This is a genomic window from Kordiimonas sp., assembly GCF_048264555.1.
Lineage (GTDB): Bacteria > Pseudomonadota > Alphaproteobacteria > Sphingomonadales > Kordiimonadaceae > Kordiimonas.
Genome location: NZ_JBLXCX010000001.1, coordinates 74,653 through 94,227 on the forward strand (window position 1 = coordinate 74,653; position 19,575 = coordinate 94,227).

At 57.3% G+C, this 19,575-nt stretch carries 19 protein-coding genes; 10 read left to right on the forward strand and 9 right to left on the reverse strand.

Annotation, left to right across the window (positions count from 1 at the left end):
• Together ACN0XZ_RS00295 and ACN0XZ_RS00300 are read right to left on the reverse strand one after the other, a co-directional pair.
• On the reverse strand, positions 1-2,259 hold the full coding sequence (locus ACN0XZ_RS00295) for a molybdopterin cofactor-binding domain-containing protein (RefSeq protein ID WP_417455700.1): 2,259 nt from the start codon (positions 2,257-2,259) through the stop codon (positions 1-3).
• A gap of 118 nt (positions 2,260-2,377) precedes the next feature.
• Entirely contained in the window at positions 2,378-3,292 is a 915-nt protein-coding gene (locus ACN0XZ_RS00300) for a glutaminase (protein WP_417455701.1), read from the reverse strand.
• A gap of 332 nt (positions 3,293-3,624) precedes the next feature.
• Here ACN0XZ_RS00300 and ACN0XZ_RS00305 point away from each other — a divergent pair, with 332 nt between their 5' ends.
• Positions 3,625-4,740: a fatty acid desaturase family protein gene (locus ACN0XZ_RS00305; protein WP_417455702.1), complete on the forward strand. Its 1,116-nt coding sequence runs from the start codon at positions 3,625-3,627 to the stop codon at positions 4,738-4,740.
• Between the two features lie 26 nt (positions 4,741-4,766).
• Positions 4,767-5,198: a hypothetical protein gene (locus ACN0XZ_RS00310; protein ID WP_417455703.1), complete on the forward strand. Its 432-nt coding sequence runs from the start codon at positions 4,767-4,769 to the stop codon at positions 5,196-5,198.
• Here the strand turns inward: ACN0XZ_RS00310 and ACN0XZ_RS00315 are convergent.
• On the reverse strand, positions 5,195-5,749 hold the full coding sequence (locus ACN0XZ_RS00315; protein ID WP_417455704.1) for a DUF1697 domain-containing protein: 555 nt from the start codon (positions 5,747-5,749) through the stop codon (positions 5,195-5,197). The two genes, ACN0XZ_RS00310 and ACN0XZ_RS00315, sit on opposite strands and share 4 nt — an antisense overlap.
• 226 nt (positions 5,750-5,975) lie before the next feature.
• Positions 5,976-6,650 carry a glutathione binding-like protein gene (locus tag ACN0XZ_RS00320; RefSeq protein ID WP_417455705.1) on the reverse strand — a complete coding sequence of 225 codons (675 nt, stop codon included), beginning with the start codon at positions 6,648-6,650 and terminating at the stop codon, positions 5,976-5,978.
• 244 nt (positions 6,651-6,894) lie between these two features.
• On the opposite strand from ACN0XZ_RS00320, the gene ACN0XZ_RS00325 reads away from it, so the two are divergent.
• Genes ACN0XZ_RS00325 through ACN0XZ_RS00335 form a run of 3 tightly spaced genes read left to right on the forward strand, consistent with a single transcriptional unit; the run spans position 6,895 to position 7,843 of the window.
• Positions 6,895-7,380, forward strand: coding sequence for a hypothetical protein (locus ACN0XZ_RS00325; RefSeq protein WP_417455706.1), 486 nt, complete (start codon positions 6,895-6,897; stop codon positions 7,378-7,380).
• Positions 7,377-7,589 (forward strand): helix-turn-helix transcriptional regulator, encoded by a 213-nt coding sequence (locus tag ACN0XZ_RS00330; protein WP_417455707.1) that lies wholly within the window; start codon positions 7,377-7,379, stop codon positions 7,587-7,589. Before ACN0XZ_RS00325 ends, ACN0XZ_RS00330 begins: the two co-directional genes overlap by 4 nt.
• Positions 7,590-7,648: 59 nt before the next feature.
• Positions 7,649-7,843: a hypothetical protein gene (locus ACN0XZ_RS00335; protein WP_417455708.1), complete on the forward strand. Its 195-nt coding sequence runs from the start codon at positions 7,649-7,651 to the stop codon at positions 7,841-7,843.
• 56 nt (positions 7,844-7,899) lie between these two features.
• Here the strand turns inward: ACN0XZ_RS00335 and ACN0XZ_RS00340 are convergent, their stop codons facing one another.
• Positions 7,900-9,075 (reverse strand): pyridoxal-phosphate-dependent aminotransferase family protein, encoded by a 1,176-nt coding sequence (locus tag ACN0XZ_RS00340; RefSeq protein ID WP_417455709.1) that lies wholly within the window; start codon positions 9,073-9,075, stop codon positions 7,900-7,902.
• A gap of 209 nt (positions 9,076-9,284) precedes the next feature.
• Here ACN0XZ_RS00340 and ACN0XZ_RS00345 point away from each other — a divergent pair, with 209 nt between their 5' ends.
• On the forward strand, positions 9,285-9,635 hold the full coding sequence (locus ACN0XZ_RS00345; RefSeq protein WP_417455710.1) for a TfoX/Sxy family protein: 351 nt from the start codon (positions 9,285-9,287) through the stop codon (positions 9,633-9,635).
• Positions 9,626-10,303 (forward strand): DUF2461 domain-containing protein, encoded by a 678-nt coding sequence (locus tag ACN0XZ_RS00350; RefSeq protein WP_417455711.1) that lies wholly within the window; start codon positions 9,626-9,628, stop codon positions 10,301-10,303. Before ACN0XZ_RS00345 ends, ACN0XZ_RS00350 begins: the two co-directional genes overlap by 10 nt.
• Here the strand turns inward: ACN0XZ_RS00350 and ACN0XZ_RS00355 are convergent.
• The gene (locus tag ACN0XZ_RS00355; protein ID WP_417455712.1) at positions 10,300-11,640 is read right to left on the reverse strand and encodes a winged helix-turn-helix domain-containing protein; all 1,341 of its coding nucleotides are present in this window, start codon (positions 11,638-11,640) and stop codon (positions 10,300-10,302) included. The two genes, ACN0XZ_RS00350 and ACN0XZ_RS00355, sit on opposite strands and share 4 nt — an antisense overlap.
• A 215-nt stretch (positions 11,641-11,855) precedes the next feature.
• Between ACN0XZ_RS00355 and ACN0XZ_RS00360 the strand changes: the two genes are divergently transcribed.
• Positions 11,856-12,974 (forward strand): hypothetical protein, encoded by a 1,119-nt coding sequence (locus ACN0XZ_RS00360; RefSeq protein ID WP_417455713.1) that lies wholly within the window; start codon positions 11,856-11,858, stop codon positions 12,972-12,974.
• 102 nt (positions 12,975-13,076) lie between these two features.
• Here the strand turns inward: ACN0XZ_RS00360 and ACN0XZ_RS00365 are convergent, their stop codons facing one another.
• A complete protein-coding gene (locus tag ACN0XZ_RS00365; RefSeq protein ID WP_417455714.1) occupies positions 13,077-13,742 on the reverse strand; it encodes a glutathione S-transferase family protein in 666 nt (221 codons plus the stop codon).
• A gap of 125 nt (positions 13,743-13,867) precedes the next feature.
• On the reverse strand, positions 13,868-15,808 hold the full coding sequence (locus tag ACN0XZ_RS00370) for an ATP-binding protein (protein ID WP_417455715.1): 1,941 nt from the start codon (positions 15,806-15,808) through the stop codon (positions 13,868-13,870).
• Positions 15,809-16,020: 212 nt separating this feature from the next.
• Between ACN0XZ_RS00370 and ACN0XZ_RS00375 the strand changes: the two genes are divergently transcribed.
• Positions 16,021-16,839 (forward strand): hypothetical protein, encoded by an 819-nt coding sequence (locus ACN0XZ_RS00375; RefSeq protein WP_417455716.1) that lies wholly within the window; start codon positions 16,021-16,023, stop codon positions 16,837-16,839.
• Between the two features lie 92 nt (positions 16,840-16,931).
• A complete protein-coding gene (locus tag ACN0XZ_RS00380; protein ID WP_417455717.1) occupies positions 16,932-18,482 on the forward strand; it encodes an MFS transporter in 1,551 nt (516 codons plus the stop codon).
• Between the two features lie 19 nt (positions 18,483-18,501).
• On the opposite strand, the gene ACN0XZ_RS00385 is transcribed toward ACN0XZ_RS00380, so the two are convergent.
• A complete protein-coding gene (locus ACN0XZ_RS00385) occupies positions 18,502-19,392 on the reverse strand; it encodes a PhzF family phenazine biosynthesis protein (RefSeq protein WP_417455718.1) in 891 nt (296 codons plus the stop codon).
• Positions 19,393-19,575 lie beyond the last annotated feature (183 nt).

Sequence of the window (19,575 nt, forward strand, 5' to 3'; positions counted from 1 at the left end):
TCAGGCAGTTCTCGCTTTCACCACACCTTCGTTAACCTTTGCGTAAACCGGCAGGTGCCGAATAAGCGGCCCGCCAGCCCGCGCGAGAGCCGCCGTGACAGCTGGCGCGATGACGGGGATCGACATTTCCCCCATGCCGGACGGGTTTTTGTCATTGTCTATAATGGTGGTGAAAACCTCTGCAGGTGCATCCACCATGCGCAGCAAGGGATAGGTATCAAAATTCTGGGTCAGCACACTGCCGCCTTCCACGCGAATTTCCTGCCCGAAAGCTGCGGAGAGGCCGTCATTGATACCCCCTTCAACCTGCTTGATCACACCCGCAGGGTTAATCACCGTACCCACATCAATAGCGGCATAAACCCGGTGCACCTTGAAACTACCGTCCGGGAACCGTTCAATCTCGGCTACTTGCGCGCAATAACCCCCAAAGGTGAAATGCCCGGCAATGCCTTGTGCATGGCCTTCGGGCATTTCCTTGCCCCAACTCGCGAGTTTGGCTGCTGCTTCCAGCACACCACGAAGGCGGCCTGTATCAAACACCGGCCCGCCATGCTGGCCGTAAGGTAGCTCACGCCCCTCACCCAGCAGCCGAAGCCGGAGCGCGAGCGGATCTTCGCCAAGCTCGTCCGCGACCTCGTTGAGGAAAGACTGGATGGCAAACGCATTCGCCACATGGGCGGGCGCACGCCAGCTGCCGCGCGGCATGCCCGATGTTGCACTGAAATATTCGTGCCTGAGGTTGGGCACAAGGCCGGCCGGGAAATCATCCACATACATCTCGGCTGCGAACATTTGTTCAGGCGTCACATTGTCCCGCCGGTAATATTTTGAGGCGCTGGCCAGCCTGTGCTGCCATGAAACCATCTGGCCGCTCGCATCAAAACCCGCCACCAGCTCATGATGCCCGGCGGGGCGGTAGAAATCATGGCTCAGGTCGTCTTCACGGGTCCAGACCACCTTGATAGGCAAGCCGGATTCCTTAGACAGATACACAGCCTCCGCCGCATGGTCGGACGTCAGGCGTCTGCCGAAGCCACCGCCCAGCCGGGTGATCTCCACCTTGATGCTCAGCCTGTCGAGGCCCGTAAGCGCATTGGCGGCGCGGGATGCACCCGCCGGACTCTGAAACGGGCCGATCACCGTGGCTTTATCGCTTTCCACATGCGCGATGGCGTTTTGCACCTCAAGCTGCGCGTGGGAGACAAAAGGCTGGCGGTAGCGGCGGCTGAACACCCGCACGCCGTCTGCGGCTTTAGCCGAGTCCACATTGCCGTCATCGCGCACCACCTGGCCTGTGCCCGCCAACAGCGTATCGCAGTGGGCGTCAAAGCTCTCGGTGCTCTCGCTCGCATACGGTCCTTTGTTCCATGTGATCTTGAGCGCATCCCGGCCTTTTTTCGCCGCCCAGAAACTATCCGCGATCACGGCAACACCTGCGGCAAGGTAGGTGTAATTCTTGTCCAGGTCCGGGCGCGGCATTGCGATGATATCCACAACGCCGGGCACCGCACGCGCGGCGCTGTCTTCCAGTTCCTCAACAAATCCGTCCAGATAGGGGGAGCGGGCAATCACCGCCACCTTGGCGCCGGGATAGGTTGCATCAAGCCCAAACACGGCCTTGCCAGTGACAATATTACGGTGGGCCGCAGGCTTGCGGGACCGGCCTATAATGCGCCACTCAGCGCGCGACTTAAGCGTGGGTTCAAACCCTTCAGGCAGGGTCACTTTATCAGCCTCGCCCGCCAGCTCACCATAACTGAGCCGGGCACCATCTGCGGGGTTCACCACCACGGATGGTTCGGTCTTCAGGCTATCCGCCGCCACGCCCCAACGTTTGGCCGCCGCCTCCAGAAACAGCGCGCGTGTGGTGGCACCAAGGCGGCGCACACTGGTCCAGGCGTCGGTCACGCTGGTGGAGCCACCGGCACCTTGCGGCACCACTTTCCAGGCCATGCGGCCTTCCGCATCCCTTGTCAGCATCAAAGGCATGGCTGCTACCGTTACACGGTCATAATCTGCATCCATTTCTTCGGCGAACATCATGGGAATGGAGGTATCAACGCCCTGCCCCATTTCAGAGTTCGGATAGAGTATCTTGATCGCGCCATCGGGGGCGATATGCACCATGGGGGTGATTGCACCCTCACCCGTCTCCGCTTGTGCGCGGCCTGCGCCTATGGCGCCCCCGGCAACAACCAGCCCACCAAGGGCTGCGGTATAGCGAAACAAATCCCTGCGGTTCAGATTGAATGTCATGATGGCCTCCCGTCCTTATGACCCCGTTCTGAGAAGATAGAGCGGATAACATAACACTTATGGCCTAGCCCCGCGCTTCTGCTCATCGCATCCCGCGTGCGGCTTACCGCAAATAGCCCTAGAAAATGCTGGTGTGGGTGAGGGAGGTGAACAGCTCAAGCGCTGCGGTGCCCACATATGAGTTGCCAAATGCGTCCAGTTCAGGCGACCAGACGGCCACGCTCATCTTGCCCGGCACGATAGCAAGGATACCGCCGCCAACGCCGCTTTTTGCCGGGATGCCAACGCGGTAGGCAAAGCTGCCAACGCTATCGTACATGCCGCAGGTGAGCATCACGGCGTTGATGCGTTTGGCCTGGCTTACAGACAGAACAGACGTATCATGCACCGGGGAATGCCCGCCGGTTGCAAGCGGCAGGCCTGCAAGCGCAAGGTCTGCCACGCTCATCTCCATCGCGCACTGGAAACAGTAGGTCTCCAAAAGCTCATCAACATCCATATGGATATTGTCATAGCCCTTCATCAAATGCGCCATGGCCCGGTTGAGGTTCGCGTGCTCAAGCTCTGAGCGCATAACCGTCTCGTTCACGCTCACGCTCTCATTCATCGCGAGGAACCGCAGATAGTTCTGGATACGGTGTTTGGTATCGCCCTTCAGGCTCATCAGGAGGTCAAGCGTCGCGAGCGCACCGGGGTTGATAAAAGGGTTGCGCGGCACGCCGTGTTCCATCTCAAGCTTGATCATGGAATTGAACCGGTCACCTGAGGGTTCCTTGCCCACACGGGTCCAGACCATATCCCCGAAGTGGGACATAACCAGCTGCAACACAAAAAGCTTGGAGATACTCTGGATCGAGAAGGGCTCATCCGCGTCGCCTGTCTTGAAGGCACTACCGTCCGGCAACTGCACCGCCATACCAAACTTGCCCGCCGGCACGCTGCCAAGCGCGGGGATATAGTCCGCCACCTTGCCTTTGCCAAACTTGGGCGTTACCGCCTCGGCGATATAATCCAGCACTGCCTGATAGTCCATCAACCGCGTCTACTCCCAAACACCTGGAACCCTGAGTACTTTAATAAACCCTGAGTACCCTAGACGGTTAAGCCATCATTTTAAAGAATTGCCAACCACATTTCGCCGCACTGTAGGCCACAGGTTCTGGCAACAGGTTCTGGCCACACGTTGCGCCACACATACCTTGAAAATACCCGCATCATGACCACATTTTGGCCGCAACCCTGCCGCATAAAATCGCGGCATCAAACGAACTGCGGCCTTATGTCCGCTGTACGTGTGGCAGCAGTTATGGCAAAAACTGCCAAATGCTGCTATGACCCTGCGACTGAAAGTAAAGAAGACGGACCATGCAAGGCGTGATGGAAAAAGAAATAATGCCCGCCACAGACGGCACCGGCCAAGCCCCGGCGGCCCACATTGGCGCGCACCCGGAAGCGGCTGACTTTCCGCTCCGTGAAGCTCGCAAGCTGGTGAAAGACCTGTGGCAGCCAAACGCGCGGCTGTATTGGACAGACTTCACTACATCCAACGTGCTTGGCTGGGGCGCGGTTGCTGTTGCAACGCTTGCGCCTTTTGGCTCCCTCATTCAGATCGCCGCACTTGTTGTGGCAACGCTTGCGCTATACCGCGCGGTGATCTTCATTCATGAGCTGGCGCATTTCCGCAAAGGGACATTCGTGGGTTTCCGGCGTTTCTGGAATGCCACCTGCGGTATGCCCATGATGGTGCCCGCCTATACCTATGCGGATGTTCATATCGACCACCACAAACCACAGGTTTACGGCACGGAGGAAGACGGCGAGTACTTGCCCTTCGCCGTGGACGAACCCTGGAAGATCATCGCCTTTGTTGTGCAGGCTTTTCTTGTGCCGATCCTTCTCGTGATCCGCTATGCGGTGCTGATGCCGCTCACGCTCATTAGTAAACGGTTCCGCGACTATGTGTGGGAGCGCGCAAGCTCGCTCGTGATCGATTACGCCTACCTGCGCCCGGCCCCCAAAAAAAGCCAAGGCAAAGACTGGCTGCTGGAAGATGTGCTCACCGGTCTTTATGCCTATACCGCCTTTGCGCTAGTGTATTTTGATATCCTGCCGCTGGCGTTCCTTGGTGTTTGGTACACTGTGACCTTCGCGATTTTTGTACTGAATGGCCTGCGCACCCTTGCCGCCCACGCTTACCGCAATGGCGGGCGGGAGCGCATGACACAGCAGGAAGAATTTCTCGATAGCGTAGACGTGCCCGGCAACCGTTATATCACGCCGCTGTGGGCACCTGTGGGCCTCAGGTTCCACGCAACGCACCACCTGTTCCCCGGCATGCCGTATCACCAGCTTGAGAAAGCACATGAGCGGCTGAAAGCCGAGCTGCCGGACAACCGACTTTACCTTGCCGCCACACGGAAAAACCTGTGGGCAGCGGTTGCCCAGCTGTGGCGCGAAGCCAAAGCCGCCAAGCGGGCTTAACCCTTAGCTATAAATCGAGAAACGCGATGAGTAACCCTTCCAATATCATGTTGCTCATCGGCGGTACGCTCAGCATCATCGCCTCCCTCACGCATGTCGCCATCATTTTTGGCGGGCCAGCTTGGTACCGTTTTTTTGGTGCAGGCGAACGCATGGCACTGATGGCGGAGCGCGGGGAGCTGTATCCAACGCTCATCACACTCGCGATTGCTTCGGTGTTGTTTACCTGGGGGCTTTATGCTTTTTCAGGTGCCGGGCTTATCCTGAAGCTGCCGCTTCTTGCGCCCGCACTTTTTGCTATCTCAAGCGTTTATGTTCTGCGTGGGCTCGCCTTCATTCCCATCTATTTGCTGCGGCCGGATATCATGAGCCCATTCTGGCTTTGGAGCAGCCTGATCTGCCTTACCTTCGGCCTCATCCACACTGCGGGCACATGGCTGGCGTGGCCAAGCCTTTAACCCGCCAGCATGCCCAACAATTTTTGAACTGTGTTCCAGTTGCGGGAGGTGGGCGTGGCACCCAGCTTTTTAGGGGTGAGGTGGTTGGCGAGCTCTGACCGGCCCGCCCCTTCAGGATAATAGATATAGAGTACAGAGCCCTGAAGGCTCACCTCCTCCGGCCCACGATAGCGGGTAAGCACATCCTCAAGCAGGGACATATCCGGCAGGGCACTCAGGTAGGTGAGTTGCAGGAATTTTGCGAGCCTGCCGTCAAGCGGCTCCCCGTCCGGCCCGGCGTAGGGGCACGCTGCAGCTTCAGCACGAAACACATCTTCCGGGCGCAAAATGATGGGGATATCAAACCCAAAAGCGCTGGCGCACAGGGCTTCCATTTCAGTGCGGACGGTCGTCTCGTCACCATCGCTCTCAAGCACAATATTGCCTGACTGCACATAGGTTTGCACACTATGAAACCCTGCGCCTGTCAACACATCCCTCAGTTTCGCCATCTTTACAATGCGGTTGCCGCCAACATTGATGCCGCGCATCAGGCCCACATATTTTGCCACACAATCCCTCCCTTTTGTCTCGCGCTACCATGCGTGGCGCGTACCTGCTTGCCAAGAAAAAAAGCCCGCTTCCTAGGGACTGGAAGCGGGCTCTCCATAGTTGGCCATCTGCCCACGCGAGGATAGGGAAATGGGGCACATGGCCATGGGCTTTAAAGCGAGGAGGAACGTAGGGGGCTACGTTTTTGGGGGTTCGCTTTAAAGAAGGAGGCGACGTATGGCCGGGCTAGTCATCCCAGCCGCAAACCTTGCGGCCCTTGATAGCAGCCGGCCGCGCATTACAGCGCGCGCGCCACGCCTGCACATTCGGGAAGGTATCAAGCCCGACCTGCTCGGTTGCGTCATAAAATTCTTCAAGGCAGTTCACCCACGGGAAGGTGGCCATATCTGCGATGGAGTATTCATCCACCAGATAGTCTCGGCCCTCAAGCCGAGCTTCCAGTACACCAAGAAGGCGCTTGGCTTCTTTTGTGTAGCGCTCGACCGGGTATGGGTGATCGCAGTTGTCGCGGCCATATTTAAAGAAATGACCAAGCTGACCAAACATGGGGCCGACCCCGGCCATCTGGAAAAACAGCCACTGGATCACCTCTGATTTTTTGCGAGGGTCTGTGGGCAGGAACTTGCCGCTGCGCTCCGCCAAATGCAGGAGGATCGCACCTGATTCCATAATGCTTAGAGGCTCATCATCCCCAACCGCTTCACCGCCGATCGGGCCGTTCGGGTCCACAATGGCCGGGATCTTGGAGTTGGGGTTAATGGCAATGAAATCCGGCTTGAACTGATCGTCCTGCCCAATCTCAATGCGGTGTGCTTCATAGGGCAAGCCCATCTCTTCAAGGGCAATGCTCACCTTCTGGCCGTTTGGTGTGGCAAGTGTGTAAAGCTGGATCGGTTTCATCGGCGTGCCCTCTTTTCTCTTCTGGCAGATCAATATCGCTGTGTGGCTCGGTTTATGGTCGTCTTAGTTTGCCCCACCCATATGGGTTCGCACAGGTCCAATATGAATATCCAAGCCTGTCCAATACATGCCTGATCCTACAGATGGCCGCAAAATCAAATCCACTTGACACGATACCCAAATATACCTATATGATACCTCAAGGTTACATTATGGAACCTAAACTACTAACGGAGACAAACAAATGAGCAACGGGAAAAGCGTATCACCTGCACAGATGATAGATAGCTTCCTGCGCCGTGTTGTGCTGGGTGTGTTTATTGTTGCACTTAAATACGCCGGGTCTGCGCTTGAGGTGGTTAGCAGCGAGGAAATGGCCGGGTATCTTGATACCGCGCAACTTGCCGCCTCCATTCTTGCGGTTGTGATCGTACTGCCTGCTTTTATCAAGTTTGTCCGCGCGCGTTCGCTGCCTGAATGCCGCCGCGCTGAGGCTGATAGCTATATCTCGGAGATGGTAAAACAGTCCGGCCTGCATGCCTTCAGCGGCACCTTCATCTTTCTGGTTGCGCTTGAAGTGGCAGTGAAAAAGTTCGCGTTCGACGCACCGATATCCTTCTTTCTCGATATCGTGCTGTTTGTTGCGCTCACGATCTTTTCCATAAGCTTCTACCTTCTGGTGCGGGACGATGAGACCGAAGACCTTGACGATTGGGAGCAAGGTGAATGAGCAGCGAACTCAATAACCGCATCCGCGTGTTTCGGGCCGAGCACCGCATCAGCCAGGGCGATCTTGCCGACGCCATCGGTGTCAGCCGCAAAACCATCAGCACCATTGAGGTGGGACGGTTTATCCCCTCAACCGTGATTGCGCTCAAACTGGCGCGTCACTTCGGTGTGACTGTGGAAGATATCTTCTCACTGCCCACAACCGAGTAAAGCAGGAACGAATAATAACCCGAGTAACGACAGACCAAAACGACAGAAAGGAACATCACATGAAAATTCTGAAAAACCCACGTATCGCACACGCCATTCTTTGGGCTGCGGCCATGATCGGCACCGCCCTCCTCCTGCGGGGGAGCGAGCACGAAAAGGAAGTTTTTCTGCTGCTGGTCGTGCTAGCGAGCGTGAGCATTACGCTGCCGAACCGGAAAAAGAAGAAAGACTGCACCCCATCTTCTGAGGCTTAAGACTACCACCTCTTCTCTTTATCTTGGGGGCTTTCGGCCCCCATTTCTTTCGGGCCCTATGCGGCAAGCACGGCGCGGGCTGCGGCCAGCGCCTTCTTACCGTCCACATTTTTCTGGTGCCTGTTCAGGCCGTCAGCGAGGGCAGTGATACACAGCTCAACATTCTCCTGCCGCGCAGACGTACCCATCAGGCCAATACGCCAGATTTTACCTGCAAGCGGGCCAAGGCCTGCGCCAATTTCAAGGTCGTACGCATCCAAAAGGTGCTTGCGTACGCTGGCTTCATCCACCCCTTCAGGCACACGCACGGCATTCAGTTGCGGCAGGCGGTTTGCGGCATCCACCACGAAGGTGATGCCCATGCTTTCGAGCCCGGCGGCAAGCGCCTTGTGCATCCTGGCGTGGCGGGCATAGCTTGCTTCAAGCCCTTCTTCAAAGATCATCACCAACGCTTCATGAAGGCCGTAAAGTGGGTTCACCGGCGCAGTGTGGTGGTAGGTACGCCCACCGGTACCGTCCCAATAGGCCATCACAAGGCTCAGGTCGAGGAACCAGCTTGCCACAGGTGTCGTGCGCTCCCGCACCCGGTCAAGCGCTGCTTCCGAGAAAGAAACGGGTGAGAGGCCTGGCGTGCAGGACAGGCATTTCTGGCTGCCTGTATAGACCGCATCCACGCCCCAGCGGTCGATCTCGACCGGGACGCCGCCCACGCTTGTCACGGCGTCCATAATGGTCAGGCAGTCATGTTTTTTAGCAACCGCGCACAGGGCTTCTGCATCTGCCCGCACACCAGTTGAGGTTTCTGCGTGCACAAAGGCAAGGATACCCGCTTCGGGGTGTTCACCCAGCACACGGTCTACCTCATCCACGTCTGGCGCCTTGCCCCACTCCACATCCACCATCACGGCGGTGCCGCCCGCGCGCACCACATTTTCGCGCATGCGTTCACCAAACACACCGTTTTTGACCACAACGACCGTGTCGCCTTCTTCCACAAGGTTCACGAAGCAGGTTTCCATGCCCGCAGAACCGGGGGCCGACACAGGGAATGTGAGGGCATTTGACGTGCCGAACAGCGCACGAAGGCCTTCCTTGATCTCTTCCATCATGGTCTGGAAAGCGGGGTCAAGGTGACCAAGGGTTGGCCGGGCCATCGCTTCCAGTATGCGGGTATGAACGTCAGAAGGGCCGGGGCCCATCAGGGTGCGTTTTGGGGGCATGAAGGATTTCATCGCGCGCTCCTGTTTGGCGTCAAAAAGGGGGAACTCGTGTTCACATAGGCGGGTATGGCCGCATTTCTAGCGCGAAAATGTGGCGAAACGCAACGCAGAACGCTTTTTTCGCATTATACTGACAGAATTTGTCAGCATAGGTCAGGCAGAGTAAATTGTCACGACAGCGGGGGCACCCCGCCCATAACCTCCCTGAAGAGGAGTTAATGATGGATGATTTTGCAACTGACCTTTTGGCCCGCCTGAGGCTTATCGCCGTGCGCGAAGGGCTTGAGGAAAAACGCATGTTTGGCGGGCACAGCTTTTACCTTGATGGCAATATGGTGTGCTGCGCCAGCAAAACCGGCATGATGGCCCGCGTGGGCAAAACACAGGAAAGCACGGCGCTTGAAAACCCGCATGCGTCTCCCTTCATGCGAACCGGGCGGCGTATGGGTGGCCTTGTGGAGGTTGCGCCCGAGGGCCTAAAGCGCGACGCAGACCTTGAAGCATGGGTCGCCATGGCACTTGTGAACGCGCGCTCCCTGCCGCCTAAAACCAAAGACGGTGTATGGGTATGACGCCTGCGCTTTTCCCCGGTGAAGGCATTTCTTTCCTGCAGGCGCTCGCGAAGAACAACACACGCGACTGGTTTACCGCCAACAAGCACACGTTTGAGCAGGAGGTCAAAAAGCCAGCAACCCTGCTTGGGGAAGCGATTGCTGTGGGCCTTGAGGCCCGCCTGAAAGCACCCATATGCTGCAAGGTTTTTCGCATATACCGCGACGTGCGCTTCTCAAAAGATAAAACCCCGTTCAACTGCCATATCCGCATGGCCTTCTGGCCGGAGGGAGAGGCCGCTGGCCGCGCTGTGCCCGCGCCCGCGTTTTACCTGTCTATCGAGGCGGAAGAGCTTATCTGTGGCGCTGGCGCGGTTGCCTTTCCGCCCGTAATGCTGGATGCCTTCCGGCAGCGCATCCAAGACACGGTGGCCGCCAAGGAACTGACTGCGCTGTTGCACCGGCTCACAAGCACCGGGCACCGCATTGATCAGCCGGAGCTGAAGCGTGTACCGTCCGGATATACAGGTGAGAGCGAGGACATATCCACCCTTCTCAGGCGCAAAAGCCTGAGCGCGTGGAAACACATCCCCCACAGCACACCGGCCGCAGGCATCACGCCGGATACATGCCTCTATGCCTTTGAAGCGTTAATGCCGCTTTATAGCTGGATGGCGACGCGGCTTTAGTTTGCGCCGTGGTTCTGGATCGCCTCATACCGCGCGCCATAGGCCCGCGCGAATGGGGCAAGCCGCATGGCTTTTTCATAGCTCGCGAGCGCGGCTTTCACATCGCCCGCGCTGGCTTGCGCTTCGGCAAGCAGGGACAGGGCGTAATGATCACCGGGTGCAAGCGTAAGCGCTTCCTCAAGGGCCTCTCGTGCCCGTGCCGCGTCCCGCTGACGGAAGAGATAAAGCGACGCTTCATCTACCGCTGAGAGATGATCGCCCGCTACCCTCGTTACACTCACGGGTGCGTCCGCCACCAGGTCCGGCCAGCGGGCAGCAAGTGCCGCAAGGCTGTTTTTCGCCATCACATGGTCAGGGTTTTCCGCCAAAAGATGCTTGAGGTCCGCTAGCGCGTTTTTTGCGGCACCCTGATTAGAGAGCTGCGCCATATACCGGCCATGCCAGAAGTCCTGATCCACATTCAGCTCTCGCGCGCCCGCTTCCGCCAGCGCCTGGTTGGGCACGCCCACTTTCTCGATCATGCCAGCCAGCAGCGTGAAATAACTCTCCGCCGTGCCGCCAGCATCAAAAGCGCCAGACCAGATCACCTCTTCCTTGAGCGGCACGCTCAAACTCAGGAGCACAAGCTGTTTGCCGCCTTCATCGATCAGGGTGCCCTTGATCAGGTAAACCGGCGTGTCTTCACCGTAGCGCGTGAAGATGCCGCCAGTTGGGTCTGGCGCATCAAAATTCCACCAGTGACGGATCACCAGAACCTCCGGCACGCGGGAGAGATAATAGGATGCCAGTTCACTGAGGGCGATGGCGCGTTTCACATCCGTGTCTGAGCCAGACGGTGCCCTGATATCCTTCAGCGTGAGGATAATGCCGGGTTTTTCCGCCGCCACCGGCGGGGTAACCGATAGATCATCCCGTGACCAGAAAAGCCCGATGGCAATGAGAAGAAGCGCCGCCACGGACACCACCCACATGAGGCCCCGCGCGGGGCCGGCAGGCCCGGCCGCCAGTGTGGGCCGCAGGCGGTATCCCCGCTTGGGCACGGTCTCGATATATGGTTTTTCGCCAGCAGGTTCAGCGAGGGCTTTTCTGAGTTTGCTGATCGCAACGGGGACAGTTTGCTCGCTGACCGCGCGGCCATCCCACACGGCGGCGACAATCTCATCGCGTGAGACAACGTCTCCCTCCCGCGCGTGCAACAGTTCAAGCAGCAACGCCACCTTGTCTTCAAGGCGGACCGGGTCTTCGCTGCCCCGGCACAGGGTTTTGCTGGCCGGGTCAAACACATAAATGCCGATCTGGACCGAACCGTTACCGTCTGCTTTTTCCGCCACCGTCATGCCATATGCCACTTTGCTGTTTTACCTCGTGTTTAGCTTAACAAGCCTCCCGCCTCGCATACCAGCGCAAAGCGCCTATAAGCCCCCATACGCCGCAGATTTAAGGTTTTCTTAAAGTGCATTAAGGCCAAAACCGGCCCTAGGCTAAGGAGTATGCGGCGCAAACGCACCGCCCGAAATCACAAATATGAACCGTCACGAATGCGAGGAACACCATGAAAACCATAACGCCCATCCTTAAAAGCGCCGCCCTTCTTCTTACAGGCATCAGCATGACAGCTGCCGCGCATGCAGCCCCGATTGATATGAACGCCAGCACATGGGAATTCAGTGAAGACGGTGCCAGTTTCGAGAAACATCTGGGCCGCGACGCCATCAAGCTCAGTGGCGGTGTCGCCACCATAAAAGGGGAGACCTTTAAAAACGGCGTGATCGAGTTTGACATGGCCATGCCCGATGCACGTGGTTTTGCGGGCATCTACTTCCGGGGGCGGGAGGGCAATAACTCGGAAGAGTTTTACCTGCGCTCACACCTCTCCGGCATGCCGGACGCCAACCAGTACACGCCTGTTTTTAACGGCACCAACGCATGGCAACTGCTGCACGGGCCGCGCTACAGCGCCCAGGTGAAGTATAATTTTGACACCTGGACCCACGTGAAACTTGTGGTCAAGGACGCGAAGATGGATGTCTATATCGACAGTGAAGACCCGGTGCTGCATGTGGACAACCTGTTCCATGGTGTCAGCGAGGGCAGCATCACCCTGAGCGGCTTCATGAACGACTATTACTATTCAAATGTTGATATCACCAACACGGATGATGTGACCCTGCGCGGTGAAGCTGCACCGCTACCAGAGCTTCCTGAAAACCTGATCAAAGGCTTCAGTGTGGGCAGCCGCGTTGTGGCTGCAAATGCCGTTGAAGGCAAAACCATGTTAGACCCTGCCCTTCTTGAGGGCCAGACATGGCAGTGGCTGGATATTGACGAGGCCGGGTCCGCGAACCTGGCGCGCCTTGCCCCGCGCACGCGGGAAGCCAACACCCAGCTCGTGCGGGTGGAGATCACGGCAGACAAAGCCCAGCTTCTGCCCTTCAAATATGGCTATAGCGACCGGGTGAGCCTGTTTGTGAACGGCACTGCGCTCGCGCACGGCAACAACACCTATGCCAACCGGGACTATCGCTACCTGGGCACTATCGGGCTTTTTGAAACGGCGTTCCTGCCCTTGAAGGCGGGGAAAAACGAAGTGGTCTTCGCGGTGAGCGAGGCATTTGGCGGCTGGGGCTTCATGGCCGCTGTGGATGTGCCGAAGGGCGTTTCCGTGCATTAATCCACCCCTTAGCAAACCGCGAGATGCCGCTCGTACCTGCCGTCTGGCCAGCCGTCTGGCCAACCGTCTGGTACGGGCGGTTCTTATCATCTAGCGTGAGCCTTATGCCGCCGCCCGCCAATGGGTCGGGTAGGTGCGGTCATAATTCTTGAGCGCTTCAATGCGTGCCATAAACGGCAGGAAGGCCGGGAACTTCTCTTCAAAGTTCAGGAAGTCGGCACCATAACTTTCCTTAAGGCGCGGGCCAACCCGGCGCAGAAGTGCCACTTGCGGGTAAAGCGTCACGTCAGCCGCGCTCAGGCTATCACCCACAATATAACCAGCGCCACTTAGCCAGCCATGCACTGTCTCAAGCTCAGCCTTGAGCTTCTCAAGGTTTGCCTTGATCTCGGCATCCTTGCCTTCGGCCTCACCCCTGAAGATAGGTGCCAGGATGCTGCTGATGGTATTGCCGAGGTAATTTTCAAGCTCGGCATAACGCTGCCAAATGAGTGCATACTCACGCGCGTCCGCGCCAAAGATCGGCACTTCCGGGTAGGTTTTTTCAAGGTATGCCATGATGGCGGTCGATTCATAGATGGTGATGTCACCGTCAATAAGCACCGGTATCTTGCCGCGCGGGTTACGCGCCAGATGTTCAGCAGACTGAGTATCCCCTTTGGAGAAATGCAGCTCAACTGCCTCATACTCGAGGCCCTTCAGCTCCATCGCCAACATCACGCGCCATGAGTAGGGGCTACCGCTACCAAAATAGACTGTACGTGCCATGGGTGTTCCTTCCCGTTTGGTTGAGATTAGAATTTCATATCTCGGCGCGGTTCGGGAATTTGTAAGAGCATAAATTTGAAACGGGTGTTTCCAAAAATGCACCAATAGGCAAAGCCCTTGCGGGATCAGGTATTGCCTTGCAGCACGCTCGAGATTTCAAACCGCAGTTTGTCAATCTCGATCGGTTTGCTCACGAACCCGTTTACGCCTGCCCTGAAGAAAGCTTCACGTTGTTCCACCATCGCGTCTGCCGTAAGCGCAATGATGGGGATAACGGCTTTGGCATCGCTGCGTTCACGAATTTTCCCGGTGGCTTCTGTGCCGTTCATGCGCGGCATCTGGTTATCCATCAGGATCAGGTCAAACTTGCCATCTTCAGCGCGTTCAACAGCCTCCAGCGCTTCAACGCCGTCTTGCACCAACGTAAAGCTGTGGCCCAACATCCTGAGCATCTTGCCGATCAGCATCTGATTGATGGGCATGTCTTCCACCAGCAGGATAGAGAGGGCACCGCTGTCACGCGGTTCAGCTTTACCCTCCATCGGTACCTGACTGGCTCCGGTCTCTTTCAGTTCGACGGGCAACTTGAACCAGAAACAACTGCCCTGCCCAAGCTTGCTTTCAACACCGATCTGCCCGCCCATCAGTTCGATCAGTTGCTGGCTGATCGCAAGCCCAAGGCCCGTGCCGCCAGCCTTCTTCTCGCGCACATTGTCAAGCTGGCTGAACCGTTTGAAAAGCCTTTCAAGGTCAGCTTCTGATATGCCAACGCCAGTGTCTTCCACCCGCACCTCAAGGGTTGCGCCACCCTCCGCGCGTTCAAGCCGCACATGCAGGGTCACGGTGCCTTCTTCTGTGAACTTCAGCGCGTTGCTGACAAGATTATTGATCACCTGCCTCAGGCGCACCTCGTCGCCCACAAGCCATGTGTCGCAGTCATCCGGCACATCAAGCACGATGGTGTTGCGCTTTTCGCTGGCAAGCGACCGCATGAGAATCTGGATATCCTTAAGCGTGCGCGCGAGCAGGAAAGGCGCTTTGTGTACCTCTAGTTTGCCGGCTTCCAGCTTGGAGAAATCAAGAATGTCATTGATGATGTTGAGAAGCATGTGAGCGGAGCTGAGCGACGCCTGTAAAAGCTCATTGCGTTCTTCCTCATTCTTGGAACTCATGAGCAGGTTAAGCCCACCGATTACACCGTTCATGGGGGTGCGTATCTCATGGCTCATATTGGAGAGGAAATCAGACTTGGCGTCGTTGGCCGCCTCCGCCGCCTTTGTAGCTGCAATAAGTGCTGCGTGCCGATCCATCAGCAACTTCGATGTGGTTTCAAGCTGGCTCGCAATTTGCCCAAACTCGTCCTGCCCCTTCACCCAAACATCAAGATCACCCCGGTCAAGCGCCAGGGCTTTGGAGGCGTTCAGGAGCCGCTTCAGCCGCCTGTCGATCTTCACCCAGGTGAGCAGCATCACAAAAAGCGCCAGCAGAAACAGCGTGGCCCCCATAATCGCCACCAGACGCAGCGCAACCGCGTCAATCTCGCTCGCGAGCTGCGCGCTTGAGAGCACAATCACCAGCACGTTCTGGGTCATGGCACCACCTTCAAGAAAGCCAAGCCCCGCATAGCCCGTGAGCGTGTTTTGCCGCGTATCGCTGTGGGTCAGGATTTGGCCAGTGAGCGTGGTGCGCCTTATTTGCGCCGGGTGCACCGTGAACGGCAGTTCACTGAGCGTAAGCCCCTGCAAACTGGCATTGTGGGCATAGCGCACGGTGTTGTCTGCATTCAAAATCAAGATGGCCATAATGGCGGGGTCGTCTGCTGTCAGGAACATATCCTGCGTGACACCGAAGGTATCCCCGCGTCCGAGGAGGAGATTATAGCGGCCCTGCATGTCCGCGAGCGTGCGCTCAAATTCCTGTTTGGAAAGCTCGAACGCGCGTTGGTCAGCCTCCGGCCGCGCGATGAAAAAATACACCATGACCGTGACAAACGCGGCCAGAAAAAACCCAAGCGGCACGAAATAGCGGATAGGAATATCGTCAATAATGGCGCGAAAGTACCGCACTACCTATAGTCCCCCAGGTCTCTCCAGCATCCCCGTTTTACAGCTGGAGCGGCCAACTGGCTGCACTCGCCCCCCTTGTGCAGGCAAAGTATCACGGCAACAGGTAAACATATCGTTGCGATCCACGCGCCTGCATTTCATTCTAATGGCGATAAACTGTTAACCCTTATCCATTACGGTGCATACCTAACCACACCTTAAGTTGAGACTCCATGATGAAACACCCTTATCTCCCGAGCGTTTTCCCCAAAGTAGCTGCGACGTGTGCCGTGGTTGGCGCTGCGCTCACGTCCTTCAGCTCGCAGGCGACAGCCAAGGATGTGCGCATTGCGGTGCCCGTGCTTTCAGGGCATTTCAACGAACAGGGAGACGGGCGCAGCAAAGCCGCCCTTGATGCTATTTTCAAGGAATGCGGGGACAAGGCCACATTCATCTCCTACCGCTGGGGTCAGCATTGGCAGATGTTTGAGGATAACAGCGATATCGATGCTGTTGCTATCGTGTGGGATGATGCGGGTGTTTCAGGCTTCCCGAGCGATGATTTCATTCACCAGAAAAACGGCGTGGCTTTCAGGGCGGATAAGAATTTCGACATCAAGACCCCAGAAGACCTTGCCGGTTTGCGCGTGCTCGGCTTTGGCGGTGCCACGCGTATGTTCCCGTCCCTTGCGGTTGCGCTGCCAACCGTGAAAAGCTATTGGGAAGCACCACCCGGCTTTGGCACAACGCTCGCGCTCGTGAACGATAACGTGGATGTTTTCATCACCGACGGGTTGATCTTTGCCATCGACTATATGGAACGGGCGGAGAAAACCGGCGACACATACGGCAGCGAGCTTTGGCCCCGCATGAGCTTTGTCGGCCTGTTCCCTGAAAATGGCGACAAGATGCATTTCCGCCGCAAGGATGACCGGGATGCTTTCAATGCATGTCTGAAAACCGCACAGGATAATGGCGCTATCGCGAGCGCCACTGCGTCTTATGTAGAGCCCTACCGTGCAATTGTGGGTGATCAGGTCCCCAAGCAGTAACTTCCTCGCGAGCGAGGAAATCAGGGCTGGATCGATGCTCATGACTTGCGTAAAGCAGTAACCCAAACTGCACCATAAGCACGGACACGATAATGACGACGACAGCAATTCCCCAGAAGGCGAGCCGCCGGGAATGGATCGGCCTTGCCGTTCTGGCCCTGCCCTGCATGCTTTATTCCATGGACCTGACGGTCCTCAACCTCGCGGTGCCGCACCTGAGCGCGGACCTCAAGCCCACAAGTGCCGAGCTGTTGTGGATTGTGGATATTTACGGGTTTATCCTCGCAGGTGCCCTCATTCCCATGGGCACGCTGGGTGACAAGATCGGCAGGCGCAAGCTGCTGCTCGCGGGGGCTACCGCCTTTGGCCTTGCGTCTATCCTTGCGGCTTTTTCGTCAACTGTTGAGATGCTGATCATCTCGCGCGCGCTTCTTGGGCTCGCGGCCGCAACGCTCGCACCCTCAACGCTATCGCTGATCCGCAACATGTTTCATGACCCGGTTGAACGTACAACCGCCATTGGGGTCTGGATCGCGAGCTTCTCTGCGGGCGGGGCGCTTGGGCCTGTGTTGGGCGGTATACTCCTTGAATTTTTCCATTGGGGCTCTGTGTTCCTCATCAACGTGCCGGTGATGCTGCTCCTCCTCGCCATCGCGCCAAAACTTTTACCTGAATTTAAAGACCCGAACGCCGGAAAGCCCGATGTGCTGAGCGGCTTGCTCTCGGTCATCATGGTGCTGGGGGTGATCTTTGGCATCAAACGGTTTGCTGAGTTTGACTTCAGCGCCGTGCCCTTTTTCACCATTGCGCTCGGGCTTCTGGTTGGCGCGCTGTTCGTACGGCGGCAGAGGAAACTCAAAGAGCCCTTTATTGACCTCGCGCTTCTCAAAAACCGGTCGTTCACGGCAGGCTTGGCGGTTAACCTTTTTAGTATTTTCACCTGCTTCGCCTCCTTCCTGTTGTTCGCGCAATATCTGCAGCTGGTGCTTGGCCTTTCGCCCCTTATGGCCGGGTTATGGTCCGCGCCCACAGGGCTTGTGTTTGTGATCGGCTCAATGCTCACACCTAAACTTCTACGCGCCATCAGTCCCTCGCGCATCATCAGTGGTGGTCTCACGCTGGCGGCTATCGGGTTCGCGGCGATTGCGGTGATGATCGACGGCCATAACCTGCCGCTTTTTGTGTTTGCCTATACCCTCATGTGCATGGGTTTCGCGCCTGTGTTCACGCTCACGACCGATATGATCATGACAGCAGCACCGCCGGAGCGTGCGGGCGCAGCCTCGGGCATTGCGGAAACCGCGACAGAATTTGGCGGCGCGCTGGGCATTGCCGTGCTTGGCAGTTTGGTGACCGCCATTTACCGCAGCCGCCTGATTGATCTGCAGGTGCCCGGTGTACCCGCGGATGTTGCAGAGGCCGCGCGTGATACGCTCGGCGGTGCCATCGCTGCGGCCAATACCCTGCCGGACGCGCAAGCGGCAGCGCTTGAGCTTACAACCCGCGCGGCCTATGTGGACGCCTATCAGGCTGCGGCTATCGTGTGCGCCTTTGTGGTGGTTTTTGTTGTCGCCCTCACCACCCGCCGCCTGCGCGGGCTGGACGCAAAGATGCAGGCGACAGAAGTTGCAGAAGCATCCTAAGCCTGCCTGAGCGCGGGGTTCAAATCACGATCTGCCTTTGGGCACTTGGCCGGGCATCACCCCCGGCCATCAGCCCGGTGATCTGACCGCATTTTGTTTTCAACTGCACTTCAATTTCACTGACGGAAGGGGTGGCCATGAAACGCCCCTGCTCGATCAGTATCCGGTCGTCCCGCACACCAAAGCGGTCATGCAGCAGGCAGGCAAGCGGCCCGGCGGCCATGCCAGTGGCGGCCTCTTCCTCGATGCTGTAACGCGGGCCAAACATGCGCGCTGTGGCCGCCACACCTTTTTCGGCCAAAATCGGCGTAAATACATAATATCCAACGAGATCCAGCGTTTCGCTTATCGCCTCAACTTCGCCACGCTTTGGCCGCAGGGTCGCGAGCACCGCAGCATCGCGCACCCCCACCACCATGAAGCTATTGCCGGTGTTGATCAGGATCGGGTCACCACCCACACACAGGTCATCTCGTGTAATGCCAAGGGAGGTGAGCACATCCTCCTCGCTAACCCCATGCCACAGCGGGGATTTTTCATAGCGCGGCGCTGTTTGCTCCATATAGGCCCGGTGCCCCTCTATGATGATTTTGCGCGGGCCATCAACCGTATGTTTCACCGTCTCCCCCTGCCCCACTGTGCCCAGCCGCGCCATATGGGAGAAAGCCGCGATCGTTGCGTGCCCGCAATGAGCGATGCGCCGGTTAGGCGTGAAAAAATCGAGCCTGAACCCAGCTTCCGGGTGTTTGCTGACAAAGGCCGTTTCCGACAGGTCCGCCTCCCTTGCGATAGCCTGCATGTCGCTCGCACTAAGCGCTCCAGCGTCCAACACAACGCCTGCCGGGTTGCCGCCACCGCCGTCTTTTACAAACGCGTCTATAACCTTAAGCTCAACAGTGCGGCGTTTCATTTCATGATCCTTTCTCATGCATTGTCTGGCGCTCCTTCGTGAGGCTCATATTTATTCATGAAATTTTGGCCATAAACTGCCTATGTGATCTTATATTCATGCATATATTCATGAATATACCGGCGCTTCCACCGCCAACCCGACACACCAACACCCAGAAAAATAACGTCCGCGCGTATTTTC